Source organism: Streptomyces sp. NPDC001781, from assembly GCF_053596035.1.
The window spans coordinates 32,259-56,747 of the sequence record NZ_JBSFFI010000010.1; the positions used below are offsets into that span (position 1 = coordinate 32,259).

The window sequence follows — 24,489 nt, forward strand, 5'->3', positions numbered from 1 at the left end:
CGATGGAAGCCTTCACCACCCACACCGGCCGGGCCGTGCCGCTGCGCCGCAGCAACGTGGACACCGACCAGATCATCCCCGCCCACTGGCTCAAGAAGGTCACCCGCGACGGCTTCGAGGACGGCCTCTTCGAGGCGTGGCGCAAGGACGGGACCTTCGTCCTCAACCAGCCCGAGCGCCAGGGCGCCACGGTCCTGGTGGCCGGCCCCGACTTCGGCACCGGCTCCTCCCGCGAGCACGCCGTGTGGGCGCTGCAGAACTACGGCTTCAAGGCCGTGATCTCCGCGCGCTTCGCCGACATCTTCCGGGGCAACTCGCTGAAGAACGGCCTGCTCACGGTGGTGCTGGAGCAGAAGATCGTCGACGCGCTGTGGGAGCTGACCGAGCGCGACCCCAAGGCTCCGATCACGGTCGACCTCGAGGCCCGCGAGGTGCGCGCCGAGGGCGTCACCGCCTCCTTCGAGCTGGACGAGAACTCCCGGTGGCGGCTGCTGAACGGCCTGGACGACATCTCCCTCACCCTGCGCGACGAGGACGACATCTCCGCCTTCGAGAAGGCCCGCCCGGCTCACAAGCCCCGCACCCTGACGAGCTGAGCAACCGCTCGCACGCATAAGGTTTCGGCCACCTCGAAGGCCGCCGCGTACCCCTGATCGCCACGATTGGGGGTACGCGCATGTCCGGGTCCGGACGCTTCCGGCCGTGCCCGGCGTCCTCCTCAACTTCCCCTCATAGCAGCGAAGTTGCAGGTGCGGACGTTCTCCCGCGACGCTCCCTCGCCGGGTCCCGAGACGGCGCGCGGAGGCGGCAGTTGCCCCCTGCGCAGGCGACAACTCGCCCCAGATGGCACAATCTGTGCATGGAACACGACGGCCAACTCCAGCTCTATGCGGCAGTCGCGGACCAGCTCAAACAAGCGCACGCAACCGTGCGCGCACTGCAAGTCCCGGAGGGCGTACGGATGGCGCTGACCCGGAAGCTGCTGGTCATTACGGCCGCGGCCAAACACGATCTCGCCGGCGCGGCGACGCGTCTCGAACGATTCACCGCGGACCTCGAAGCGGGCCGGATGCCCGAAGAGGACCACTGAATCCGTCCGTGACCGCCGAACCCGATGCGGCACAAGGGTGATAAGCCCGTTTCGTGTTTGATTTGCGGTATATATCTGCCTAACGTGCGAAAATGCTTGAACACTTTCGTTCTGGCGATGTCTCCGAAGGGGAAGACGTGAACAAGGCGCAGCTCGTAGAAGCGATTGCCGACAAGATGGGCGGCCGCCAGCAGGCCGCCGATGCTGTCGACGCCGTCCTGGACGCCATCGTCCGCGCCGTCGTCGCGGGAGACCGGGTCTCGGTCACCGGCTTCGGGTCCTTCGAGAAGGTGGACCGCCCCGCCCGCTACGCCCGTAACCCCCAGACGGGCGAGCGTGTGCGGGTCAAGAAGACCTCGGTCCCGCGCTTCCGCGCCGGTCAGGGCTTCAAGGACCTGGTGAGCGGCTCGAAGAAGCTTCCCCGTGGTGGCGAGGTCTCCGTGAAGAAGGCGCCCAAGGGCAGCCTGACCGGCGGCGCCTCCGCCACCGTGAAGAAGGCAGCGGCCAAGAAGGCCACCAAGGCCGCCGCGAAGAAGACCACCGCCAAGAAGGCGACGCCGGCGAAGAAGACCACGGCCACCGCCAAGAAGGCCGCGGCGAAGAAGGCTCCCGCCAAGAAGGCCACCGGCACCACCGCGGCCGCGAAGAAGACGGCCGCGAAGAAGTCTCCCGCGAAGAAGGTCACCGCCAAGAAGGCGCCCGCCAAGAAGTCGACGGCGCGCAAGACCACCGCCAAGAAGAGCACCGCCCGCTAGAGGCACGGCCTTCCACGGCACCCGGCCCCTCAGGGGCTCACACGCGCCGGGCCGGACTCCCCCGGGGAGTCCGGCCCGCGGTGCGTTCGTATGGCCGCACAGGGCCCGTTCAGAAGGTCTGGAGGGTGACCAGCGTGATCCGCAGCCCCTCGCCGCGCCCCTCGGTCTCGATCCGCACCCGCTGACCGGGACGCAGCAACCGCAGCCCGCCGGCGTCGAAAGCGGCCGCGTCGAAGGGCACCGGGGTGCCGTCGTCGAGCAGCACCTGCCCGCTGCGGTTCCCGGGGTCGTAGGTGTAAGCGGTGGCCTGCATGTCGGCAGCCTACTGCCCGGCGAGCGGCACCGGTATGGTCCACGAGGCGCTCGCCGCCGCCGTGTACGGGCCCACGCCCAGCGCCAGCGCCACCCGCAGATCGTCGCCCGTGTCCACGTCCTGCCGTACCGATTCCACACTCCCCGGCGCCAGTTCCGCCGCGCCCGAGGCGCGGTGCCGGGCGCGCGAGGCGCCGCCGAAGGCCGGGGCCAGCTCCCGCCCGGGCGCCGCCGCCAGCAGCGTCGTGCCCCGGGCGGCCGCGTCCGCCAGGAAGGCGCGCGGGAATTCGGAGGCCGCCGTGAGGACCCGCGCCAGTTCCGCCGGGCGCAGCGCGGGCAGGTCGGCGTTGAGCGCGGCGACGGCCGCCTCCGGGCGGACCCTGCGTACTGCCGAGGCGCCGTGCGCCAGCGCGGCGTTCAGCCCGCCGGCCGGCTCGTCCGGCACGATCCTCGCGCCCAGCGCGGCCAGTGCCCGCCCGGCCACCGGGTCGTCCGTGACGACCGCCACATCCGCCACCCCGGGACACTCCAGCACGGCGGCCACCGTGTCCCGCGCGAACGCCAGCACCAGCCCCGGCCGCGCCCCCTCGGCGACGGCGTCCGCGAGCCTGCTTTTCGCCCGCGCCAAGGGCTTCAGGGGGATGACCAAGCTCCACTGCACCGGCGTACCGTCCCTCTCTCCTCGCGCCCATTGTCCCCCGCTCCCACCAGGCGGTCCGAGCCGCCCCGGGGTGTGGGGGAATGCTGTGAAGGCCAGTCCGGGGGCGGTCGCCGCGGACATGCGGGCGTACGGTGTTCTCGACAGACCGGCGGCCCGGAGTCACACTTGTGCGGCCCCCGGCCTAGGTGAAGGCCCTCAGAGGCCATGGAGGAAGGTGTCCGCGTGTCCCGCCGCAGAATCGGCTTCTGGTACCGCTTCGCCGCGGTGATCTGCAAACCGCCGCTGGCGGTTCTGATCAAGCGGGACTGGCGTGGAATGGAGCACATTCCGGCCGACGGCGGATTTATCACCGCGGTGAACCACAATTCCCACGTGGATCCCTTCGCGTACGCGCACTATCAGTACAACACCGGACGGGTTCCGCGATTCCTGGCGAAGAGCGGCCTTTTCAAGAAGGGATTCGTCGGTGCCGTGATGCGCGGCACCGGGCAGATCCCCGTCTACCGCGAGAGCACCGACGCGCTGAGCGCGTTCCGCGCCGCGATCGAGGCGGTGGAGAAGGGCGAGTGCGTCGCCTTCTACCCCGAGGGCACCCTGACCCGCGACCCCGACGGCTGGCCCATGACGGCCAAGACCGGAGCCGCCCGAGTGGCCCTGCAGACCAAGTGCCCGGTCGTGCCGGTCGCCCAGTGGGGCGTCAACGAACTGCTGCCGCCCTACACGAAGAAGCCGCACCTCTTCCCGCGCAAGACCCACCACGTGCTGGCCGGCCCGCCGGTGGACCTCTCCCCGTACTACGACCGGGAGATGACCGCCGACGTCCTCAGGGAGGCCACCGAGGTGATCATGGCGGCCGTCACCCGCCAGCTCGAGGAGATCCGCGGCGAGAAGGCACCGGCCGTGCCCTACGACCCGCGCCGCGAGCGGATCGAGCAGCGCCGCCGCACCCGCGCCCAGTCCGCCCCGGCCGTCCACGACCAGGTCCAGGACGCGATCCCCGCGCCCGCCGCCGAGGCCACGCCCACCGCCACCGAAGGGGGAAGCGGCAAGTGAGCACACCTGTCAGGGCCGCCGTCATGGGCACCGGCTCCTGGGGCACCGCGTTCGCCGTGGTCCTCGCCGACGCGGGCTGCGAGGTCACCCTCTGGGCCCGCCGAGCCGAAGTGGCCGACGCGGTCAACTCCACGCACGCCAACCCCGGCTACCTGCCCGGTGTCGAACTTCCGCCGGGGGTCCGCGCCACCTCCGACGCCGCCGAGGCGCTCGGAGACGCCGACTTCGTCGTCCTGGCGGTTCCCTCGCAGACGCTGCGCGCCAACCTCGCCGACTGGGCCCCCCTGCTCGCGCCGAACTCCGTGCTCGTCTCCCTGATGAAGGGCGTCGAACTCGGCTCGGCCATGCGGATGAGCGAGGTGATCGAGGACGTCGCCAAGGTCGGACCCGAGCGGATCGCCGTGGTCACCGGCCCCAACCTGGCCCGTGAGATCGCCGCCCGGATGCCCGCCGCCGCCGTGGTCGCCTGCACCGACGAGGCGGTCGCCCGGCGGCTCCAGGCGGCCTGCCACACCCCGTACTTCCGGCCGTACACCAACACCGACGTCATCGGCTGCGAACTCGGCGGCGCGGTCAAGAACGTCATCGGTCTCGCCGTCGGCATCGCGGACGGCATGGGACTCGGCGACAACGCCAAGGGCTCGCTCATCACACGCGGCCTCGCGGAGACCACCCGGCTCGGCGTGGCGCTCGGCGCCGACCCGCTGACCTTCTCCGGACTCGCCGGACTCGGGGACCTGGTGGCGACCTGCTCCTCCCCGCTGTCCCGCAACCACACCTTCGGCACCAACCTCGGCAAGGGCATGACGCTCGAGGAGACCATCGCGGTCACCAAGCAGACCGCCGAGGGCGTCAAGTCCAGCGAGTCCGTGCTGGATCTGGCCCGCAGGCACGGCGTCGACATGCCGATCACCGAGACGGTCGTCGGCATCGTGCACGACGCCAAGCCGCCCATGGTCGCCCTCAAGGAGCTGATGTCGCGCAGCGCGAAGCCCGAACGACGCTGAGCGAAAGCGCCGGGTCGACGCTGTCAGGGGGCCCTACCAACGGGTACTCTCAACGCGATATGAGCACCGAGAACCTCCCCCAGAGCCCTGCAGCGCAGCCCCGCAAGCCGCGGGTGGCCGTCGTGTTCGGCGGCCGCTCCTCCGAACACGGGATCTCCACCGTCACCGCGGGTGCCGTCCTGGGCGCCATCGACCGGACCAAGTACGACGTCCTGCCGATCGGCATCACCCGCGACGGCCGCTGGGTGCTGACGGCCGACGAGCCGCAGCGGATGGCCATCACGGACCGCCGCACCCCGGAGGTCCTGGACGTGGCGGAGGCCACCGAGGGTGGAGTGGTGCTCCCTGTCGACCCGGCCAACCGCGAGGTCGTCTACAGCGAGCCCGGCGCGGTGCCCAAGGCGCTCGGCGAGGTCGACGTGGTCTTCCCGGTGCTGCACGGCCCCTTCGGCGAGGACGGCACCCTCCAGGGTCTGCTGGAACTGTCCGGTGTGCCCTACGTCGGCTCGGGCGTGCTCGCCTCGGCCGTCGGCCAGGACAAGGACTACATGAAGCGGGTGTTCACCTCCTTCGGGCTCAAGGTCGGCCCGTACATGGTGATCCGGCCCCGCGAGTGGCAGCGGGACGAGTCCGCCGCCCGCAGGCGGATCGTGGACTTCGCCGGTGAGCACGGCTGGCCGCTGTTCGTGAAGCCCGCCCGCGCCGGCTCCTCCATCGGCATCACCAAGGTCGACGACCTCTCCGGTCTGGACGAGGCCGTCGCCGAGGCCCAGCGCCACGACCCGAAGATCATCGTGGAGGCCGCCCTGACCGGCCGCGAGGTCGAGTGCGGCGTCCTGGAGTTCGAGGACGGCCCGCGCGCCTCGGTCCCCGCCGAGATCCCGCCGCCGAGCGCGCACGCGTACTACGACTTCGACGCCAAGTACATCGACTCCACGCCCGGTGTCGTGCCGGCCCCGCTCACCGACGAGCAGACCGCCGAACTCCAGCGGCTGGCGGTCGAGGCGTTCGAGGCGGCGTCGTGCGAGGGCCTGGTCCGCGCGGACTTCTTCCTCACCGAGGACGGCGAGTTCGTCATCAACGAGATCAACACCCTGCCCGGCTTCACCCCGATCTCGATGTACCCCAAGATGTGGGAGGCGTCCGGCATCGGCTACGCGGAGCTGGTGGACCGGCTGATCCAGGCGGCGCTGCGCCGCCCGACCGGACTGCGTTAGGGCCTCCCGGTCGGATCATGCCGGGCTCGCGGGGTCCCCGATCCGGCCTGATCCGACCTGAGGACCCCAGAGCGCGCACCGCGTCACCGCATGGAGGCGATCCCCTCGGGGATCGCCTTCTTCACGGCCGGGGCCAGGTCGACCAGGGCGGCCGTCGAGTCGTCCGGGCCGGACAGTTCCCGCGGCAGCGTGATCTCCACGTAGGCGCGGCGGTTGGCGGTGGTGAAGCGCGAGGAACCGTCGTCCTGCTTCTCCATCAGCCAGTCCACGCCGTCCACCCCGCCGGCCAGCGCGGCGGGGTCGTGGCCCTGGGCCACCTTGGGGTCGGTCATCCTCGGCGGCCGGACCACCCCGCAGCGCAGTATGATCGCCGGGCCCGACCAGCCCGCCGTGTAGGCGGAAGCGGGCCGCGGGTCGTCGCGGTGCCGGCCGTCCACCTTGTCGGGCAGCGCCTCGTCCAGACGCCGGCACAGGGGGGCGGTCCGTGCGTCGGGACGGGGAGCCGCGACCGTGGTGCCGTCGTCCGCCGTGGAGCAGCCCGCGACCGCGATCAGCAGCGCGGGCGCGAGCAGGCCGAGGGGCCGGTGACGGAAGAAGTTCACCGGCCAAGCGTAGACGGGGGCTACAGATGCACGACCGGGCAGGTCAGGGTGCGTGTGATGCCGTCCACCTGCTGGACCTTGGCGACCACCATGCGGCCCAGCTCGTCGACTGTGTCGGACTGGGCGCGGACGATGACGTCATAGGGTCCCGTCACGTCCTCGGCCTGGATCACTCCAGCGATCCTGCCGATCGTCTCGGCGACGGTCGACGCCTTGCCGACCTCGGTCTGGATCAGGATGTACGCCTGTACCACGGAACCTCCAGGGTGACCACGAGGATCATGTGGGGAAGAGGAACGCCACGGTATCGCGTCGCCGCTCTCCGGGGGGAGACCCCGGGAAAAGGGGCACGCGTGCCGTGGTGCGGGCACGACGGAAGTCGACGGTCACCTCGACCGTATCGGGGACACTGATGACGCGCGACCGGGCACGGGACAGGTACAGAAGGGGCTTGAGGCCATGAAGGGCACAGTGGGTGAGCTTGGTGAGTTCGGGCTCATCCGGGAGCTGACCTCCCGTCTCACCACCACCCCGGCGGTCCGGGTCGGCCCCGGTGACGACGCCGCCGTGGTCGCCGCCCCGGACCGCCGGGTGGTGGCGAGCACCGACATCCTGCTGGAGGGCCGGCACTTCCGCCGCGACTGGTCCACGGCGTACGACGTGGGCCGCAAGGCCGCCGCCCAGAACCTCGCCGACATCGCCGCGATGGGCGCCGTGCCCACCGCGCTGCTGCTCGGCCTGGTCGTCCCCGCCGAACTCCCGGTGACCTGGCCCACCGAGCTGATGGACGGCCTGCGCGACGAGTGCCAGGTCGCGGGCGCCTCCGTGGTCGGCGGCGACGTCGTACGCGGCGACACGATCATGGTGTCCATCACCGCGCTCGGCGACCTGCGCAACCAGGAACCGGTGACCCGCTCCGGCGCGCAGCCCGGCGACCTGGTGGCCGTCACGGGCTGGCTGGGCTGGTCCGCCGCCGGGTACGCGGTGCTCTCGCGGGGCTTCCGCTCGCCGCGCGCCTTCGTGGAGGCCCACCGCCGTCCCGAGCCGCCGTACCACGCGGGCCCGGCCGCCGCCGCGCTCGGCGCGACCGCGATGTGCGACGTGAGCGACGGACTGATCGCCGACCTCGGGCACATCGCGGAAGCCAGCAAGGTCCGGATAGACATCCGCTCCGGCGCGATCGACATCCCCACCCAGATGAACGACATCGGCCAGGCGGTCGGGGTCGACCCGCTGCAGTGGGTGCTCACCGGGGGGGAGGACCACGCGATCGTGGCCACCTTCCCGCCCGACACCAAGCTCCCGGCCCGCTGGAAGGTGATCGGCGAGGTGCTCAACCCCTCGGCGCTGCCCCAGGTCACCGTGGACGGGGCTCCGTGGACCGCCACGGGCGGCTGGGACCACTTCGGGGACCCGGAGTGAGGCCCGCCGGGCAGGCGCCGCCACGCGTCCTCACCGTGGCCGGCTCGGACTCCGGCGGCGGGGCGGGCATCCAGGCCGACCTGAAGACGATGCTGGCGCTCGGCGTGCACGGGATGAGCGTGGTCACCGCCGTGACCGCGCAGAACTCCCTCGGTGTACGGGGCGTCTGGGAACTGCCGGTGGAGGCGGTGCGGGCGCAGTACCGCAGTGTGGTGGACGACATCGGCGTACAGGCCGTGAAGACCGGGATGCTGTCCTCGGCGGAACTGGTCGAGGCGGTCGCGGAACTGGTCTCCGGCACGGACGCGCCCGTGGTGGTGGACCCGGTGGGCGTCTCCAAGCACGGCGACCCCCTGCTCGCCGCCTCCGCCCTGGATTCGGTGCGCACCCGGCTGCTCCCGGTGGCGACCGTGGCCACCCCGAACCTGGACGAGGTCGCTCAGCTCACAGGGGTCGTGGTCGTCTCGGAGGCCGACCTGCGTCCGGCGGCGGAAGCCGTACTGGCCCACGGGCCCCGGTGGGTGCTGATCAAGGGCGGGCATCTCACCGGCGAGGCCGTGGACCTGCTCACCGACGGGGACCAGGAGTTCCGGCTGCGCGCCCCGCGCCACGACAACCGGCACACCCACGGCACCGGCTGCACCCTCGCCTCCGCCGTCGCCTCGGAGCTGGCGAAGGGACGGTCCGTCCCGGAGGCCGTCACGGCGGCCAAGGAGTACGTCACCGGGGCCATCGCCCACGGGTTCGCCCTGGGCGCCGGGATCGGGCCCGTGGACCACGGCTGGCGTCTGTAGACAACGCGAAGAGCCGACCCACCCGAGGGTGGACCGGCTCTTCGCAGCAACCGACAGTGGCCGCGCGCTTAGCTGTGCGTCAGCGCGAGACCTTGCCGGCCTTGATGCACGAGGTGCAAGCGTTCACGCGCTTCGGCGTCCCGCCGACCACGGTACGGACGCGCTGGATGTTCGGGTTCCAGCGACGGGACGTACGGCGGTGCGAGTGCGAGATGTTGTTGCCGAAGCCCGGCCCCTTGCCGCAGACGTCGCAGTTGGCAGCCACGGGTCACTCCAAAGACTTCAGATGCACTTACGGTTGATCCCGGCATGCCGGGATCGAGATCAGGAGATCCGAGATCTTGAGTGGCGCTGCCAGGGGGAATGGCCCGACCGGGATCGGGCAACCGGAGCAGCATACAACGACTGCTTCCGTACAACGAAACTACCATGGCGGCCCGGCACCCCGTGCCCGGCCCTCCCATGATGGACGCCGCCCCACGGTCTACGCTGCGTCCCACGTCCAGCCACAGGGAGGCGCAGGTGGCGCAGGTGCCGCAGACATTCCTCGATGCTCTCGCGGTGCGCACCTGGTGCGGTCTCGCGCTGCGCTCGCTGGGGCGGGCGCGTGAGGAGATCGACGCGATCAACGTCTACCCCGTCGCCGACGGGGACACCGGCACCAACCTGTTCCTGACCCTGGAATCCGCGACGGCGGCCGTCGAAGCGGTGTTCGCCGGGCACCAGGAGAGCGGTCCCTCGCTCGCGGACGCCCTGCGCGCGATGGCCCACGGCGCGCTGATCGGCGCCCGCGGCAACTCCGGCACGATCCTCGCCCAGCTCCTGCGCGGCATGGCCCAGGTGCTCGCCGCGGGTGACGTCCCTCACGCCGACGGCACCGCGCTGCGGTCGGCGCTGCGCCGGGCCGCCGACGCCGCCCGCGAGGCCGTGGCCCACCCGGTCGAGGGCACCGTGCTGACCGTCGCCTCGGCCGCCGCCGACGCCGCCGACACGGCCGAGGGCGACTGCGGGAGGATCGTCCTGGCCGCCTACGAGGGAGCGCGCTCCGCCCTGGCCGCCACCCCCCGGCAACTGGCCGTGCTCGGCCGCGCCGGGGTCGTGGACGCGGGCGGACGCGGTCTGGTGAGCGTGCTGGCCTCCCTGGTGGAGGCCGTCACGGGGCAGGCGCTGCCCGAGGAGGCGTACGCAGGGCCGGCCGGGGCCGAGGTCTGCCCCGAGGCCCCGGAGCAGGCGGGGGAGGGCGGGCCCGCCTACGAGGTCGTCTACCTGCTGGAGGCCGACGACACGGCCGTGGCCCGGCTGCGGGAACGGCTCGACGCCCTCGGTGACTCCCTGGTCGTGGTGGGCGGCGACGGGCTGTGGAACGTCCATGTGCACGTCGACGACGCCGGTGCCGCCGTGGAGGCGGGAGTCGAGGCCGGCAGGCCGTACCGGATCGGGATCACCCACTTCGCTGCGGGGGACGTCCACACGGGCGGGGAGCGGCCGCCGCGCGAACCGGCGCAGCGGGCCGTCGTCGCCGTGGTCCCGGGCGAGGGGCTGGCCGGACTGTACGCGGAGGCGGGCGCGACCACCGTCCTCGCCCCGCCCGGCGAACCGCCCGCCAGCGGGGAGCTGGCCCAGGCGCTCCGGCGCGCGCACGCCCGCGAGGTCGTCCTGCTGCCCAACGACGCCGAACTGCGCCACACGGCCGCCGCGGCCGCCGAGCAGGTGCGCGCCGAGGGCGTCCGGGTCGCCCTGATCCCGACCCGCTCGGCGGTCCAGGGCATCGCCGCGCTCGCCGTGCACGAGCCGGAGCGCCGGTTCGACGAGGACGTGGTGCAGATGACCTCGGCCGCGGGTGCCACCCGGTACGCCGAGGTGCTCGTCGCCGAGCGCCAGTCGTGGACCACGGCCGGGATCTGCCAGGCCGGGGACGTGCTCGGGCTGATCGACGGTGACGTGGCCGTCATAGGCCCCGATCTCACCGGCACCGCCGAGACCGTGCTCGACCGCATGCTCCAGGCGGGCGGCGAGCTGGTCACCCTGGTCGTCGGCGACGACGCCCCCGAGTCCGTCGCCGACCGCCTCGAAGCCCGTGTACGCGAGTCCTACCTCGCGGTCGACACCGTGGTCTACCGGGGCGGCCGGCAGGGCGCGCCGCTGCTCATCGGCGTGGAGTGAGCGGCCCGGGTCACTCCTCCGCCAGCAGACGGGACGCCGTCCCGCGCCGGAGGCGAACCGTTTCGTCCGTGGGGTCGGCGCTCTCGTAGGCCGCGAGCACCAAGCGCGCGCGTGCCCTCGCCCCGGCTGCCCGGCCCAGCTCTGCCTCCAGCGCGGCGGCGGCCAGTTCGGCGCCGGTGCGGCCGTGCAGACCGTCCGTGCCGAGCGCGGCGAACAGCGCGGCCGACCGCTCCAGCTCCGCCAGCGCCTCCTCGCGCTCCTGCGCCACCGAGGCCAGCAGTTCCCCGAACTGGCCGTGAGTGTGCGCCAGTTCGGTGGTCAGCCGGGCCTCCTCCAGCGGATCGCCCGCCGCCGCGAGTGCTGCCCCGCACACCGACACCGCCAGCCCCATCAGCGCCCGCGCTCCCGGCAACCCCGCGTCCAGCCGGGGCGCCAGCCAGGCGCGGGCCCGCAGCGCGCGCACGGTGAAGTACGGGTTGCCCAGCGCCTCCCACAGCTCGCCCGCCCGTACGTACGCCCGGTCCGCCTCCGCGGGCAGGTCCGCCTCGGCCAGGGACTCGCCGGCCAGGTGGGCCAGCGTGGCGTGGTCCTGCTGCTCCGGCCAGTGCTCGGCGATGCCGGCCGCCAGCAGCCGGTGCCCGGCGGCCGCCCGGTGCTCGCCCAGCTCGCTCAGGCAGTCCCCGAGCCACCAGCGGGTCTGCACCAGTGCCTCGTCCCCGTGCACCTCGGCCGACAGCTCGGCGAGCGCCGACTCCAGCACCTCGGCCGCCTCCGTCCAGTGGCCCTGGCGCAGCAGCAGTCCGCCCAGCAGATGCCGCCCCCACGCGCCGAAGGTCGCGCTCTCACCCGCCTCGTCCGCCCAGTGGGCGGCCTGGAGCGCATGCCCGGCCGCCTCCTCGACGCCGCCCCGCGCCCCGATCAGCTCGGCGAGCTGAAGGTGGAGCTGGGCCCGCCCCGTCGGCTCCAGACACGCCCCGCCGTGCTCCAGCGCCGCCCGCAGCGCCCGCTCGGCCTCGGCCGGATCCCCCAGGTGCTGCGACAACGCCCCCACCCGTGCCTCGTACTCCACGGCGAACCAGGGCAGCCCGGCGCCGGTGTACTCGGCCACGGCCCGCCGGAAGAGGTCGGCCGCGCGGGGCAGGTCCCCGCCCAGCTCGGCCAGTTCCGCCAGCATGGCCCGCGCCTCGGCTCCGCGCGCCACCAGCCGTACGTCCTCCCCGGTGCGTCCGCCGACGAACGCCAGCACCTCCCGCGCGGCCCGCTCCGCCTCCACCGCGGGGGCGCCCTCGTGGACGCACCGCATCAGCACCCGGGCCCGGGAGATCAGCACCCCCGCCGTCTGGCGGGGGCCGGTCGCCCCCTCCGCGTACAGCGCCAGCACCTCGTCGTACAGCCCGTCGACCGTCCCGCGCGCCGCCTTCGTCCCGCCGGCCAGCGCACGTACGTACGCTCCGCGCGCGCGTGCCGCCAGGGCCTCGCCGGGGTCGCCCGCCTCCGCGTACAGGGCGGCGGCCTCCTCGAAGAGCGGGATGCCGTCGGGGCCCTGGGCCATCGCCTCGTTGTCGGCCAGCTCGGCCCGCGCGCGTGCGCCGAGTCCGGCGCCGCCGGCGGCCCGCGCGAGGGCCGCCCACGCCCGCGGGGCGTCCGGCTGGAGAGTCTCCGAGAGCCGGCGCGCCCGTGCCAGCAGCTCGGGCACCTCCGGTTCCTCGTCCGGCGTCTCCTCGACGACGGGAGACGGCGCCGGAACCGTCCGTACCCCCAGCGGCAGGCGCTCCGCCAGGGGCTGGGCGTCCATCGTGGCGCGGGTCAGGTCACCGATGTACGAGCTCTTGTTGCGCGCGTCGAACCGCGCGGCCAGCTCCAGCGCCTCCGTACGGGCCCGCGTGGCCAGCTCCCGCGCGGTCCACGTCCGGCCGGCCGGACCCGGCACCTCCCGGGCGCCCAGGCCGAGCGCGGTCAGCCGGTCCATCAGCAGCGTCACCACGGCCAGGAACTCCAGCAGGCTGCGCGGATGCCCGGTGTCCGTGAAGTACGCGGGCCGCTCCGCCAGCAGCTCCAGAGCGCGCTCCTCGTTCCCGCTCAGCGCGCAGAACTCCACATGCGCGGCGTAGGCGTCCCGCATGCTCTCCATCGGCCGCACCAGCCTGATGCCCCGCAGATGATGGGCGCGGGCCTCCTCCACCCGGCCCAGCCGCAGCAGCGGCACCAGCGAGCGGGCCAGCACCCCGTGCGGCTCGTGCGCGCAGGCGAACTCGCCCTCCAGCACAGGCGCCCACCGCTCCAGCGCCTCCGCGTCCCGGCCCGACCGCATCTGCCAGCCGCCCTGCCCGCTCAGCTCACAGGCGTGGCAGTCGGCCATGTCGTCCCGGTCGGCGGCCAGCCACGCGCCGTACGCCCGCTCCGCCCGCGCCAGGTCCCCGATGTGCGAGGCGATGCCGAACTCGGCGGCGCGCACGGCCCGTTCGGAGTACCCGGCGACCCGGTAGCGGCGCTCCATCTCGCCGAGCCAGTTCTCCACCGACGCCAGCGGGATGTGCGGCTGGCCCAGCATCCCCGCGGTCATCCACTTGAACGTCCAGTGCAGCGCGTGCGCCTCGCAGGCGTCGAAGTCCTCCGGCCGCTCGTCCCACATCCGCAGCAGCCGCGCGAACGGGACGAAGACCCGGTCCTTCTCCGAGCTGTGGTCGTGGAGCAGCTCGCGCAGGTGGACGCTGGGGCTGGAGCACAGGTGCTGGGAGAGCAGATCCACCAGACCGCGCAGGTCGACCTGGAAGGAACGCGAGGGGGAGGGCCCGGAGGCCGGGGACGGCTGGGAGGTCTGGGAGGTCTGGGAGTCCATCGTCACGGCGCCGGTGGGGGGAGCTTCGCGCGGCGCGGGGTCGGGCGGTCGGATGCCGTGGGGGCGGTGACCGCGGGGGATGACCGGAGGCGCGTCATCCTAAGGGCTGTCCCGCCGGGGATTGCGGGACAGCCCTTAGACGCGAAGGCCCGAGCCGACCAGGTACGTCGGGCATCCCACCGGATCCCGGCGGAGTCACCTGTACGACGATGTCGGTGGTGTGGTGTGCAATGGATCTCGTGCCCGCACTGCGAGAACCCCTGAAGAAGGTGCTCGGTCCCGCCACCGCGAAGGTGATGGCCGAGAACCTCGGCCTGCACACCGTCGGCGACCTCCTGCACCACTACCCCCGCAGATATGAGGAGCGCGGCCAGCTCACCCACCTCGCCGACCTCCCCATGGACGAGCACGTCACCGTGGTCGCACAGGTCGCCGACGCCCGGCTGCACACCTTCGCCTCCTCGCGCGCCCCGCGCGGCAAGGGCCAGCGGCTGGAGGTCACCATCACCGACGGCAGCGGCCGCCTCCAGCTGGTCTTCTTCGGCAACGGCGTGCACAAACCGCACAAGGAACTGCTGCCCGGCACCCGCGCGATGTTCTCCGGCAAGGTCTCCGTCTTCAACCGCCGCCTCCAACTCGCCCATCCCGCGTACGAGTTGCTGGACAAGGGCGCCGAGGACGGCGACGAGGCCGTGGAGAGCTGGGCGGGCTCCCTCATCCCGATCTACCCCGCCACCGCCAAGCTGGAGTCCTGGAAGATCGGCAAGGCGGTGCAGACCGTGCTGCCCAGCGTCCAGGAGGCCGTCGACCCGCTCCCCGAGTCGCTGCGCGAGGGGCGCGGCCTGGCCGAGCTGCCCGAGGCCCTGGTCAAGATCCACCGTCCCGCCACCAAGGCCGACATCGCCGACGCCCGCGCCCGCCTCAAATGGGACGAGGCGTTCGTCCTCCAAGTCGCCCTGGCCCGCCGCCGCTACGCCGACACCCAGCTCCCCGCCGCCCCCCGCCGCCCCCTTCCCGACGGCCTCCTCACCGCCTTCGACGCCCGCCTCCCCTTCACCCTCACCGAGGGCCAGCGACGCGTCTCGGCCGAGATCTTCACCGACCTCGCCACGTCCCACCCGATGCACCGGCTGCTCCAGGGGGAGGTGGGAAGCGGGAAGACCATGGTGGCCCTGCGCGCCATGCTCGCCGTCGTCGACGCGGGCGGTCAGGCGGCCATGCTCGCGCCCACCGAGGTGCTGGCCCAGCAGCACCACCGGTCGGTCACCGAGATGATGGGGGAGCTGGCCGAGGGGGGCATGCTGGGCGGTTCGGAGCACGGGACCAAGGTGGTGCTGCTGACCGGGTCGATGGGGGCGGCCGCGCGCAGGCAGGCGCTGCTGGACATCGTCACCGGTGAGGCGGGGATCGTCATCGGCACCCACGCGCTCATCGAGGACAAGGTCCAGTTCCACGACCTCGGCCTGGTCGTCGTGGACGAGCAGCACCGCTTCGGCGTCGAGCAGCGCGACGCCCTGCGCGGCAAGGGCAAGCAGCCCCCGCACCTGCTCGTCATGACGGCCACCCCGATCCCGCGCACGGTCGCGATGACGGTCTTCGGCGACCTGGAGACCTCGGTCCTGGACCAGCTCCCGGCCGGCCGCTCCCCGATCGCCACCCATGTCGTCCCGGCCGCCGACAAGCCCCACTTCCTCGCCCGCGCCTGGGAACGCGTCCGCGAGGAGGTGGAGAAGGGCCACCAGGCGTACGTCGTCTGCCCCCGCATCGGCGACGAGGACGAGAGCGCCGCCGAGAAGAAGGCCGCCGAGGGCGACAGACGGCCCCCGCTCGCCGTGCTCGACATCGCCGACCAGCTCGCCCGCGGCCCGCTCCAGGGTCTCAGGGTGGAGGTGCTGCACGGCAGGATGCACCCCGACGACAAGGACGCCGTGATGCGCCGCTTCGCCGCCGGGGAGACGGACGTCCTGGTCGCCACCACGGTCATCGAGGTCGGCGTCAACGTCCCCAACGCCACCGCGATGGTCATCATGGACGCCGACCGCTTCGGCGTCTCCCAGCTCCACCAGCTCCGCGGCCGCGTCGGCCGGGGCTCCGCGCCCGGCCTGTGCCTGCTGGTCAGCGAGATGCCCGAGGCCAGCCCCGCCCGCCAGCGCCTGAACGCCGTCGCCTCCACCCTCGACGGCTTCGAACTCTCCCGTATCGACCTCGAACAACGACGCGAGGGCGATGTCCTCGGCCAGGCCCAGTCCGGCGCCCGCACCAGCCTCCGGGTGCTGGAGGTCATCGAGGACGAGGAGATCATCGCGGAGGCGAGGGAGGAAGCGGCGGCCCTGGTCGAGGCGGACCCCGGCCTGGCGCACCTCCCCGGCCTGCGCACGGCATTGGAGGCCCTCCTGGACGACGAGAGGGAGCAATACCTGGAAAAGGGCTGAGGCGTATCCCCACGCCCCCTCGCCACCTGCGAAAATGGAAGAACCCCACAGAAGAAGGACCGCTCACATGACCCGCGTGATCGCCGGTACGGCAGGCGGACGGCGCCTGTCCGTGCCGCCCGGCACAGGAACCCGCCCCACGTCCGACCGCGCACGTGAAGCCCTCTTCTCCACCTGGCAGTCCCTCCTCGGCGCTCCCCTCGACGGCGAACGAGTCCTCGACCTCTACGCCGGCTCCGGCGCGGTCGGCCTGGAGGCACTCTCCCGCGGCGCGGGACACGCCCTCCTCGTGGAAGCCGACGCCCGCGCCGCGAGGACCGTGCGCGACAACGTCCGCACCCTGGCTCTTCCCGGCGCCGAGGTACGGGCGGGCAAAGCGGAACAAGTCATCCGCACCGCACCGCCCGCCGCCCCCTACGACCTGGCCTTCATCGACCCCCCGTACGCCGTCCCGGACGACGATCTCCGCGAGATCCTCCTCACACTCCGCTCCGGGGGCTGGCTGACCACCGAAGCCCTCGTCACCGTGGAGCGCAGCACCCGAGGGGGCGAATTCCACTGGCCGGAGGGGTTCGAGCCGATCCGGTCCCGTCGTTACGGCGAGGGAACGTTTTGGTACGGTCGCGCCGCCTCACCGTGCGAAGACGCACGGTGACCGGACCCGAGAGCGAGGGATCTCCCGTGCGCCGCGCCGTCTGTCCCGGATCGTTCGACCCGATCACCAACGGACATCTCGACATCATCGCCCGCGCCTCCCGCCTGTACGACGAGGTGTTCGTCGCGGTGATGATCAACACCTCCAAGAAGGGCCTGTTCGACGTGGACGAGCGGATCGGCCTGATCCGCGAGGTCACCGCCGAGTACGCCAACGTCCGCGTCGAGGCCCACCACGGCCTCCTCGTCGACTTCTGCAAGGACCGCGACATCCCCGCCATCGTCAAGGGCCTGCGCGCGGTGAGCGACTTCGACTACGAGCTCCAGATGGCCCAGATGAACAACGGCCTCACGGGCGTCGAGACCCTGTTCGTCCCCACCAACCCCACCTACAGCTTCCTCTCCTCCTCCTTGGTCAAGGAGGTCGCGGCCTGGGGCGGCGACGTCTCCCACCTGGTGCCCCCGCAGGTGCTCGCGGCGCTCGGCGACCGGCTCCGCGAGGACTGACACCCCGGGGAGGCGACCGGAGAGGTGACAACGCGTCACCCGGTGTCCGACGGCCGCCCCATGGCCGTACAGTCGTCCCGTCCGTCTCCAACACAGCAGCAGAGAGTGGCGAGCCAGGTGGACGTCCAGAAGAAGCTCGACGAGATCGTCTCGGCGGTCTCCGGTGCCCGGTCGATGCCCATGTCGGCCTCCTGCGTGGTCAACCGCGCCGAACTGCTCGCGCTGCTCGAAGAGGTCCGCCAGGCCCTGCCCGGCTCCCTCGAAGAGGCCCAGGAGCTGATCGGGGGCCGCGAGCAGATGGTCGAGCGGGCCCGTCAGGAGGCCGAGCGGATCATCGAGACCGCCCACGCCGAACGCGGCAGCCTGATCGCCGGCACCGAGGTCGCCCGCCACTCCCAGGCCGAGGCCGACCGCATCGTGGCCGAGGCCCGCGCCGAGGCCGAGCAGGTCCGTGCGGACGCCGACGACTACGTCGACTCCAAGCTCGCCAACTTCGAGGTGGTCCTCACCAAGACCCTCGGCTCGGTCGGCCGCGGCCGGGAGAAGCTGCTCGGCACCGGCCCCGGCCTGGACGAGCACGGCTACGAGGACGAGGACGCCCCCGAGCGCAGCCAGGACCCGGAGACCCTGCGCCACGACGCGGACGCCTACGTCGACGTCAAGCTCGGCGCCTTCGAGGCGGTGCTGGCCAAGACCCTGGAGGCGGTCCACCGCGGCCGGCAGAAGCTGCACGGGCGGATCGCCACCGACGACCTCGGCGCCCTCGCGGACGACACCACGACCTTCCAGCACTCCAGCGACGCCGACTACCTCGCCGACCTGGCCGCCCTGGCGGACACCCCGCCCGCCCGGGCCCAGCGGGCCCCGGCGCCGGCCCGTGAGCCGGTGTACGAGCAGCAGGAGGCGTACGGCTACCAGCAGCCCGGCGCCTATCCGCCGGCCTACCCCGCGCAGCCCGGCTACGCCCCGCAGGATGCGTACGGCTACCAGCCGGACCCGTACGCGGCCCCCGACGGCTACGCCCCGCAGACCGAGGGCGCCTTCCACGGCTACGACGCCCAGCAGACGCCGTACGACCCGAGCCGGCAGCAGGACGGGCAGAACCGGCCGGGGCAGGCGCAGCAGGACTACGCGCTGGACGAGACCAGCCTCTTCGACACCGGCATGATCAGCCCGGAGCAGCTCCGCGCGTACGAACAGGGGCGCGGGCTGTAGTCGCGCGGGGACTCGATTGGGTCCTGAGCGAAAGGTCCAGTATCCTGGCTGTTCGGTCGCGTGTATCCCCGCGATCAGCGCTGCCCGGAACACCGTCGGGCCGCGTCCCTCCTAGCCCGGACCGAAAGCAGGAATGGCTTCCAACGCACGCCTCGACCACCGCAACCCTCTCGTGATCGACACCCACGAGCTGGGCCGGCGGCCCGGTGCGATGCAGCGCCTGACCCGCGAGGTCGACGCCCCCCGGGACCTCGGTATCGAGGGCGTTGTCGGAGTGCCGGAAGGCGCCCCGCTCGAGCTGGACCTCCGCCTGGAGTCGGTCATGGAAGGGGTGCTTGTCACAGGCACCGCCCGTGCATCGGCCAAGGGGGAGTGCGTAAGGTGTCTGGAGCCGGTCGGGCTTGAGCTCGAAGCGGACTTCCAGGAAATGTTCTCGTACCCTGACGCCGACGACCGTGGCCGCGTGATCGCGGAACCGGGCGACGACGCCGAGGACGACGAGGACAGGCAGTACATCGAGGACGGCCTGATCGACCTCGAGCCGCTGCTGCGGGATGCGGTGGTGCTCGCACTGCCGATGCAGCCGGTGTGCCAGGACGACTGTCAGGGACTGTGCTCCGAATGCGGGGCGCGGCTCACGGACGACCCGGACCACCACCACGACGCCGTCGACATCCGTTGGGCGGCATTGCAGGGACTCGCCGACACCATGTCGGACGGCGAGAAGGACGAGATGAGCGGCGACGTGCCTCGATCAGCACGTGCCGACGAGAAGCAGGAGAAGTAGCCGTGGCTGTTCCGAAGCGGAAGATGTCGCGCAGCAACACGCGCCACCGCCGGTCGCAGTGGAAGGCTGCGGTCCCCACCCTGGTTGCGTGCGAGCGCTGCCACGAGCCCAAGCAGCAGCACATCGCGTGCCCGTCTTGCGGCACCTACAACAAGCGCCAGGTCCTCGAGGTCTGAGCGGCCGGTGAGAGGCACTGTGTCCACTGACAAGAAGGTGGAGGACGCCGAAGCCAACACTTCCCGCCGACGCGGGAACGGCAAGGCGGAGAACATGGCCTCGTCCCACACGCTTCTGGAAGGGCGGCTCGGCTACCACGTCGAGTCCGCCCTTCTGGTGCGTGCGCTGACCCACCGTTCCTACGCGTACGAGAACGGCGGTCTGCCGACGAACGAACGGCTGGAGTTCCTCGGGGACTCCGTGCTCGGTCTCGTCGTCACGGACACGCTGTACCGCATCCACCCCGACCTGCCCGAAGGCCAGCTGGCCAAGCTGCGGGCCGCGGTGGTCAACTCGCGTGCGCTGGCGGAGGTCGGCCGTGGCCTCGACCTGGGTTCCTTCATCCGGCTCGGCCGTGGTGAAGAGGGCACGGGCGGCCGGGACAAGGCGTCCATCCTCGCCGACACCCTGGAAGCGGTGATCGGCGCGGTCTATCTCGATCAGGGCCTCGACGCGGCGTCCGAGCTGGTCCACCGGCTCTTCGACCCGCTGATCGAGAAGTCCTCGAACCTCGGAGCCGGCCTGGACTGGAAGACCAGTCTCCAGGAGCTCACCGCGATCGAGGGGCTCGGCGTGCCCGAGTACCTGGTCACGGAGACCGGTCCCGACCACGAGAAGACCTTCACTGCTGCTGCCCGCGTCGGGGGCGTCTCGTACGGCACCGGCACCGGCCGCAGCAAGAAGGAGGCGGAGCAGCAGGCCGCCGAGTCCGCCTGGCGGGCCATCAGGGCCGCCGCGGACGAGCGAGCCAAGACGGCGAAGGCCGTCGAGGCCGAGGCCGCCCCGGACGACGCACCGTCGTCCGCCACCGCCTGACCGAGCACATCCCGAGCGCCCGCCCCCGTCCGACGGAGGCGGGCGCTCGGTTCTTCCCAACGGTTTCCCACAGGGGGTTGTCGATGCCCGAGTTGCCCGAGGTCGAGGTCGTCCGGCGGGGCCTGGAGCGGTGGGTCGGCGGGCGTACCGTCGCCGAGGCCGAGGTGCTGCATCCGCGTGCGGTGCGGCGGCACCTGGCGGGGGCCGACGACTTCGCACACCGGCTGAAGGGGCACCGGTTCGGCACGCCCAGCCGGCGCGGCAAGTACCTGTGGCTTCCGCTCGCCGACACCGGGCAGTCCGTGCTCGCCCACCTCGGAATGAGCGGCCAGTTGCTGGTGCAGCCGCACGCGGCGCCGGACGAGCGGCATCTGCGGGTACGGGTCCGGTTCGCCGACGAGCTGGGCACCGAGCTGCGTTTCGTGGACCAGCGCACCTTCGGCGGGCTCTCGCTGCACGACAACACCGCCGAGGGCCTGCCCGACGTGATCGCGCACATCGCCCGCGACCCGCTCGACCCGGTCTTCGACGACGAGGTGTTCCACCAGGCCCTGCGGCGCAAGCGCACCACGATCAAGCGGGCCCTGCTGGACCAGTCGCTGATCAGCGGCGTGGGCAACATCTACGCGGACGAGGCGCTGTGGCGTTCCCGCCTGCACTACGAGCGCCCCACGGCCAGCTTCACCCGACCGGTCACCGCCGAACTCCTCGGTCACGTACGGGACGTGATGAACGCGGCCCTCGACGTCGGCGGCACCAGCTTCGACAGCCTCTACGTCAACGTGAACGGCGAGTCGGGCTACTTCGACCGCTCCCTGGACGCCTACGGGCGCGAGGGCCTGCCCTGCCGCCGCTGTGGCACGCCGATGCTGCGGCGCCCCTGGATGAACCGGTCCAGCTACTTCTGCCCCAGGTGTCAGCGACCGCCGCGCGTCTCGTCGTAACGGGCGCGGGCGGCGAGGACCTCGTCCATGGCGCCCTCCACGCAGTGGATGAGGGCGAGCAGGCGCTCGGCGACCCGGCGGCCGAGGCCGGTGAGTTCGTAGTCCACGCGGGGCGGGTTGACCGGCTGCGCCTCGCGGTGCACCAGCCCGTCCCGCTCCAGCGCCTGGAGCGTCTGGGACAGCATCTTCTCGCTGACCCCGTCCACCCGCCGCCGCAGCTCGTTGAACCGCAGCGGACCCTCGTACAACGCACCCAGCGCCAGCCCGCCCCACCGCCCGGTGACATGCTCCAGCGTCCCCCGTGACGGACAGGCACGGGCGAACACGTCGAAGCCACACTCCACACCCGCCGACTCCTGCATGCTCCCGCTCATGCCTCCCAGGGTAGGCGAGCAGGGAGCTAACCGCCAGGTTGCACTAACTGGCGGTTAGCGGGTGGGGCTCAGTAGCCGAAGAAGTGAAGGGCCGCAATCGTGACCTGCGGTCGCGTAATCGATCAACGCTGTGATCTGCGTCTTAGCTGTCGTTGGTTGTCGGCGTTGGTCGTCGTTGAGTACCTCCGCACGGCCCACAGACGGCCCAGGGCGGAGGGGGTCGCCCCAGAGCGCGACACCCTGGCCCTTGGTGATCCTCAGACCATGGGAGCATCCCCGTAAAACCGAGGAGGAGCCAGTGCAGCTGCGCAACGTCTCACCGGACGATGTCGACGCCTACGTTCGGATGCGGTGCGATCCTGTCATGATGGCCGACCTGGGCGGTCCCCTGCCGCTTGAGGGGATGGCGGACAAGGTCCGCCGGGATGCTCAGGAGGCGGCGGCTGGCCTTGCGTGGCTGAAGATGATCGTTCCTGATCTGGCCAGGCCCGACGTGGTGGCGGGGACGGTGACTATTTGGTCCCACGACACCGATGACGGACCGGTTTCCGAGATTGGCTGGATGGTCCTGCCTGAATTTCAAGGGCAGGGGCTAGGCAAACGTGCCGTCCGTGTCCTCCTCGAACAGGCCCGGGATCAAGAGCGCTGGGGACTCCTGCATGCCTTCCCCTCAACGAGTAACGCCGCTTCGAACGGTATTTGCCGTTCTGTCGGCTTCCGGTTTCTTTCAGAGGTTGCTGTGACCTTCGCGGGACGGGTCCTCAAGACCAACCACTGGGTCATAGATCCAGGAAGAGATCTGACCTGAGGGCAAGAGCGCTTGACCCCGTGGGCTGGGCGCGGAGACGGAGTAGGTCGGTGGAGCGGCTTTGGGCTGGAGCTGCTTTGGCGCGAGTGATCATGGCCCCGTAAGCTTCCGGCGCGTCGGGCAGTCTGTGGACCTGCCCGCTAAAGCACGACGTTGGGGCCATGATCTTCGAGGCTCGCGCCAAAGTGGCTGCCTAAAGCCGTGGAGCCGACCGCCCCAGCCACGACGTGTTCTGACCTCATGCCGCCGGCCGACCCTCACCAGGGCGCGCGTCGGCGCAGCGCGGGCGGAGCGGGCCGAAGGCAGGAGCGGCGCCCGCAGCGGAGCCGGGAGCGCGCCCGGCGGAGCGGAGCGCAGCCGGGGCTTGATGAGGTAGAGAAACCCGTAACTCGGGGGCTGCCAGGCGGGTCAGGCTTCGAGTGGCTTACTGGAGGTCGTACTCTGCGGCGAGCACGCGACCGGGCCCCATGTAGTCCCGCGCGTACTCGGTGATCTGGCCGTTCTGGTCCCAGTAGTGATTGGCCATGCTCAGCACGGGCGTGCCGGGAGCCAGCTCCAGCAACGGCGCCACGTCCTCCGGAAGCTCCTCGATCGACACCGAGTCGCGTCGCTTGACCGCGCGTCGGCCCGTCCGGTCCTCGATCAGGCCGAACGTCATCTTCGGCAGCGGGCCAGTGACGATCAGTTCAGGTGCGGCCTCGGCAAGCTCGCCCGGAAGCCACGACGTGGACAGGGCGATCACACCATCCTCATCGAGGTATCGGCGTCGGCGCTGAACCACCGATGCGCCTTCCTCGACATCCAGGGCGTCGGCCACCTCGGAGTCAGCGGGGACGATCCCAGCGCTGATGATCTCCACCCGTTCGCCGGGCCGGAAGCCGCTGCCCGTGGTCCGCTGCAACTGAAGTCGGTCGGGTCCGGTCGTGAGCTTGCTGGGCATACGCGCCACCGTTCCAATCCCTGGGATGGTCTCTGCGTATCCCTCTGCCCGCAGAACGGACGCGACTCGCGTAGCCGTGGCCACGGAGACACCGTCATCGCGCACGATCTCGCGGACGGACGGGATGCGGTCACCGGGCTGCAACTCGCCGCGCTCGATCCGGTCCTTGATCTGCGCCGCGATGCGCCGGTACGGCGGCAGGGCGGGCGAGTCCCCAGTCATGCGAACAGCTCCCTTCTAGAGCACTTTAGAACACCTCCTTGACGCGGAGGGTGCTCTAAAACACTATAGAGCTGTGCCCCACGCTCCAACAGGTGGGATCCGGCACGTACTACGTCATGTGCCCAGGGACGGCGCTCAACCGCCAAGAAGAACCGCCGCCCCTGGCTCCCTCGAAGGGAAGCCCCATCATGCCTGCTTCTGTGGTGATCGCGCCTGCCGCCTCGTCGGTCGGCTCGGCTGAGGCGCCGGTTCGTCTGGTGCGTGGGGGCCGGGGTTGCCCGGTCTGTGGTGAGCGCCGCTGCCCCGTCCCGGCCGAGTGCGCGAGTGAGTACGCCAACCGCACCTGGGGAGCCTGCGCCGAGTGCGCCGGGTCCGGCTACGACACGACCGGCTTCGACATCTGGTGCCCCGTCTGCGTCGGCACGGGAACGGTGGAGGTCTGATCGTGGAACTCTTCTCCTGCCTGGACCTGATGGAGCGCCCCTCCGCCTGCCCCGGCTGCGGCAAGCGTGCCCCCCAGTGGACATGGGTCCCCATCGACGGCCTGCGCATCCTCACCCACGACGGTGACCTGATCTGCCCGGCCGACAAGACGTTCGGCGCGCTGACCGGCCCTGAACCGGAGTCGGCGGAGGTGGCCGCGTGACGGTGTTCCCTGT

At 71.8% G+C, this 24,489-nt stretch carries 28 protein-coding genes; 20 read left to right on the forward strand and 8 right to left on the reverse strand.

All coding sequences use genetic code 11. The annotated features are described in order from the left end of the window. Positions 1-2: 2 nt before the first annotated feature. From leuD to ACWCV3_RS11975, 3 genes are all read left to right on the forward strand, one after another. The gene (leuD, locus tag ACWCV3_RS11965; protein ID WP_451222092.1) at positions 3-596 is read left to right on the forward strand and encodes a 3-isopropylmalate dehydratase small subunit; all 594 of its coding nucleotides are present in this window, start codon (positions 3-5) and stop codon (positions 594-596) included. 263 nt (positions 597-859) lie between these two features. Further along, positions 860-1,090 carry an SCO5555 family protein gene (locus tag ACWCV3_RS11970; RefSeq protein ID WP_451222094.1) on the forward strand — a complete coding sequence of 77 codons (231 nt, stop codon included), beginning with the start codon at positions 860-862 and terminating at the stop codon, positions 1,088-1,090. Between the two features lie 137 nt (positions 1,091-1,227). After that, a complete protein-coding gene (locus tag ACWCV3_RS11975) occupies positions 1,228-1,845 on the forward strand; it encodes an HU family DNA-binding protein (protein WP_451222096.1) in 618 nt (205 codons plus the stop codon). Positions 1,846-1,954: 109 nt separating this feature from the next. Here ACWCV3_RS11975 and ACWCV3_RS11980 read toward each other — a convergent pair whose 3' ends face one another. Further along, positions 1,955-2,158 (reverse strand): hypothetical protein, encoded by a 204-nt coding sequence (locus ACWCV3_RS11980; RefSeq protein ID WP_451222098.1) that lies wholly within the window; start codon positions 2,156-2,158, stop codon positions 1,955-1,957. 9 nt (positions 2,159-2,167) lie between these two features. Beyond that, complete coding sequence (gene cofC, locus ACWCV3_RS11985; protein WP_451222100.1) at positions 2,168-2,818, reverse strand: 2-phospho-L-lactate guanylyltransferase; 651 nt, start codon at positions 2,816-2,818, stop codon at positions 2,168-2,170. Positions 2,819-3,040: 222 nt separating this feature from the next. Between cofC and ACWCV3_RS11990 the strand changes: the two genes are divergently transcribed. The 3 genes from ACWCV3_RS11990 to ACWCV3_RS12000 are packed head-to-tail and all read left to right on the forward strand — an operon-like array spanning position 3,041 to position 6,095. Continuing rightward, positions 3,041-3,871, forward strand: coding sequence for a lysophospholipid acyltransferase family protein (locus ACWCV3_RS11990; RefSeq protein ID WP_451222102.1), 831 nt, complete (start codon positions 3,041-3,043; stop codon positions 3,869-3,871). Beyond that, positions 3,868-4,878, forward strand: a complete 1,011-nt coding sequence (locus tag ACWCV3_RS11995; protein ID WP_451222104.1) for an NAD(P)H-dependent glycerol-3-phosphate dehydrogenase — start codon at positions 3,868-3,870, stop codon at positions 4,876-4,878. Before ACWCV3_RS11990 ends, ACWCV3_RS11995 begins: the two co-directional genes overlap by 4 nt. Positions 4,879-4,937: 59 nt before the next feature. Continuing rightward, complete coding sequence (locus tag ACWCV3_RS12000; RefSeq protein WP_451222106.1) at positions 4,938-6,095, forward strand: D-alanine--D-alanine ligase family protein; 1,158 nt, start codon at positions 4,938-4,940, stop codon at positions 6,093-6,095. An 83-nt stretch (positions 6,096-6,178) separates the two neighbouring features. On the opposite strand, the gene ACWCV3_RS12005 is transcribed toward ACWCV3_RS12000, so the two are convergent. Next, on the reverse strand, positions 6,179-6,697 hold the full coding sequence (locus ACWCV3_RS12005; RefSeq protein WP_451222108.1) for a DUF3515 domain-containing protein: 519 nt from the start codon (positions 6,695-6,697) through the stop codon (positions 6,179-6,181). A gap of 20 nt (positions 6,698-6,717) precedes the next feature. Then, positions 6,718-6,951 (reverse strand): Lrp/AsnC ligand binding domain-containing protein, encoded by a 234-nt coding sequence (locus tag ACWCV3_RS12010; RefSeq protein ID WP_451222110.1) that lies wholly within the window; start codon positions 6,949-6,951, stop codon positions 6,718-6,720. 205 nt (positions 6,952-7,156) lie between these two features. Between ACWCV3_RS12010 and ACWCV3_RS12015 the strand changes: the two genes are divergently transcribed. Both ACWCV3_RS12015 and thiD read left to right on the forward strand, forming a co-directional pair. Further along, entirely contained in the window at positions 7,157-8,119 is a 963-nt protein-coding gene (locus ACWCV3_RS12015; protein ID WP_401446668.1) for a thiamine-phosphate kinase, read from the forward strand. Beyond that, positions 8,116-8,913 (forward strand): bifunctional hydroxymethylpyrimidine kinase/phosphomethylpyrimidine kinase, encoded by a 798-nt coding sequence (thiD, locus tag ACWCV3_RS12020; protein WP_451222112.1) that lies wholly within the window; start codon positions 8,116-8,118, stop codon positions 8,911-8,913. Before ACWCV3_RS12015 ends, thiD begins: the two co-directional genes overlap by 4 nt. Before the next feature lie 79 nt (positions 8,914-8,992). Here thiD and rpmB read toward each other — a convergent pair whose 3' ends face one another. Continuing rightward, on the reverse strand, positions 8,993-9,178 hold the full coding sequence (gene rpmB, locus ACWCV3_RS12025) for a 50S ribosomal protein L28 (protein ID WP_003993230.1): 186 nt from the start codon (positions 9,176-9,178) through the stop codon (positions 8,993-8,995). A 257-nt stretch (positions 9,179-9,435) separates the two neighbouring features. Here rpmB and ACWCV3_RS12030 point away from each other — a divergent pair, with 257 nt between their 5' ends. Further along, on the forward strand, positions 9,436-11,076 hold the full coding sequence (locus ACWCV3_RS12030) for a DAK2 domain-containing protein (protein WP_451222114.1): 1,641 nt from the start codon (positions 9,436-9,438) through the stop codon (positions 11,074-11,076). Between the two features lie 10 nt (positions 11,077-11,086). Here ACWCV3_RS12030 and ACWCV3_RS12035 read toward each other — a convergent pair whose 3' ends face one another. After that, positions 11,087-13,915, reverse strand: coding sequence for a tetratricopeptide repeat protein (locus tag ACWCV3_RS12035; RefSeq protein ID WP_451222116.1), 2,829 nt, complete (start codon positions 13,913-13,915; stop codon positions 11,087-11,089). 230 nt (positions 13,916-14,145) lie between these two features. Here ACWCV3_RS12035 and recG point away from each other — a divergent pair, with 230 nt between their 5' ends. From recG to mutM, 8 genes are all read left to right on the forward strand, one after another. Continuing rightward, the gene (gene recG / locus ACWCV3_RS12040; RefSeq protein ID WP_451222118.1) at positions 14,146-16,347 is read left to right on the forward strand and encodes an ATP-dependent DNA helicase RecG; all 2,202 of its coding nucleotides are present in this window, start codon (positions 14,146-14,148) and stop codon (positions 16,345-16,347) included. 67 nt (positions 16,348-16,414) lie between these two features. Continuing rightward, complete coding sequence (gene rsmD / locus ACWCV3_RS12045; RefSeq protein ID WP_451222120.1) at positions 16,415-17,002, forward strand: 16S rRNA (guanine(966)-N(2))-methyltransferase RsmD; 588 nt, start codon at positions 16,415-16,417, stop codon at positions 17,000-17,002. Between the two features lie 26 nt (positions 17,003-17,028). Continuing rightward, positions 17,029-17,508, forward strand: a complete 480-nt coding sequence (coaD, locus tag ACWCV3_RS12050) for a pantetheine-phosphate adenylyltransferase (RefSeq protein ID WP_451222122.1) — start codon at positions 17,029-17,031, stop codon at positions 17,506-17,508. Positions 17,509-17,625: 117 nt separating this feature from the next. Further along, on the forward strand, positions 17,626-18,723 hold the full coding sequence (locus ACWCV3_RS12055) for a cell division initiation protein (RefSeq protein ID WP_451222385.1): 1,098 nt from the start codon (positions 17,626-17,628) through the stop codon (positions 18,721-18,723). A gap of 133 nt (positions 18,724-18,856) precedes the next feature. Continuing rightward, the gene (locus ACWCV3_RS12060) at positions 18,857-19,510 is read left to right on the forward strand and encodes a YceD family protein (RefSeq protein ID WP_086695411.1); all 654 of its coding nucleotides are present in this window, start codon (positions 18,857-18,859) and stop codon (positions 19,508-19,510) included. Positions 19,511-19,512: 2 nt separating this feature from the next. After that, positions 19,513-19,686, forward strand: coding sequence for a 50S ribosomal protein L32 (gene rpmF, locus ACWCV3_RS12065; RefSeq protein ID WP_003951102.1), 174 nt, complete (start codon positions 19,513-19,515; stop codon positions 19,684-19,686). 7 nt (positions 19,687-19,693) lie between these two features. After that, complete coding sequence (gene rnc / locus ACWCV3_RS12070) at positions 19,694-20,542, forward strand: ribonuclease III (protein WP_451222124.1); 849 nt, start codon at positions 19,694-19,696, stop codon at positions 20,540-20,542. A gap of 83 nt (positions 20,543-20,625) precedes the next feature. Continuing rightward, positions 20,626-21,486, forward strand: a complete 861-nt coding sequence (mutM, locus tag ACWCV3_RS12075) for a bifunctional DNA-formamidopyrimidine glycosylase/DNA-(apurinic or apyrimidinic site) lyase (protein WP_451222126.1) — start codon at positions 20,626-20,628, stop codon at positions 21,484-21,486. Here the strand turns inward: mutM and ACWCV3_RS12080 are convergent. Beyond that, complete coding sequence (locus ACWCV3_RS12080; RefSeq protein ID WP_451222128.1) at positions 21,459-21,860, reverse strand: winged helix-turn-helix transcriptional regulator; 402 nt, start codon at positions 21,858-21,860, stop codon at positions 21,459-21,461. The genes mutM and ACWCV3_RS12080 overlap by 28 nt on opposite strands. A gap of 298 nt (positions 21,861-22,158) precedes the next feature. Between ACWCV3_RS12080 and ACWCV3_RS12085 the strand changes: the two genes are divergently transcribed. Next, positions 22,159-22,668 carry a GNAT family N-acetyltransferase gene (locus ACWCV3_RS12085; RefSeq protein WP_451222130.1) on the forward strand — a complete coding sequence of 170 codons (510 nt, stop codon included), beginning with the start codon at positions 22,159-22,161 and terminating at the stop codon, positions 22,666-22,668. Positions 22,669-23,092: 424 nt separating this feature from the next. On the opposite strand, the gene ACWCV3_RS12090 is transcribed toward ACWCV3_RS12085, so the two are convergent. Further along, on the reverse strand, positions 23,093-23,830 hold the full coding sequence (locus ACWCV3_RS12090) for a GntR family transcriptional regulator (protein WP_451222132.1): 738 nt from the start codon (positions 23,828-23,830) through the stop codon (positions 23,093-23,095). 188 nt (positions 23,831-24,018) lie between these two features. On the opposite strand from ACWCV3_RS12090, the gene ACWCV3_RS12095 reads away from it, so the two are divergent. Continuing rightward, a complete protein-coding gene (locus ACWCV3_RS12095; RefSeq protein WP_451222134.1) occupies positions 24,019-24,273 on the forward strand; it encodes a hypothetical protein in 255 nt (84 codons plus the stop codon). 2 nt (positions 24,274-24,275) lie between these two features. Continuing rightward, positions 24,276-24,476, forward strand: a complete 201-nt coding sequence (locus ACWCV3_RS12100) for a hypothetical protein (RefSeq protein WP_451222136.1) — start codon at positions 24,276-24,278, stop codon at positions 24,474-24,476. The last annotated feature ends 13 nt before the right edge of the window (positions 24,477-24,489 follow it).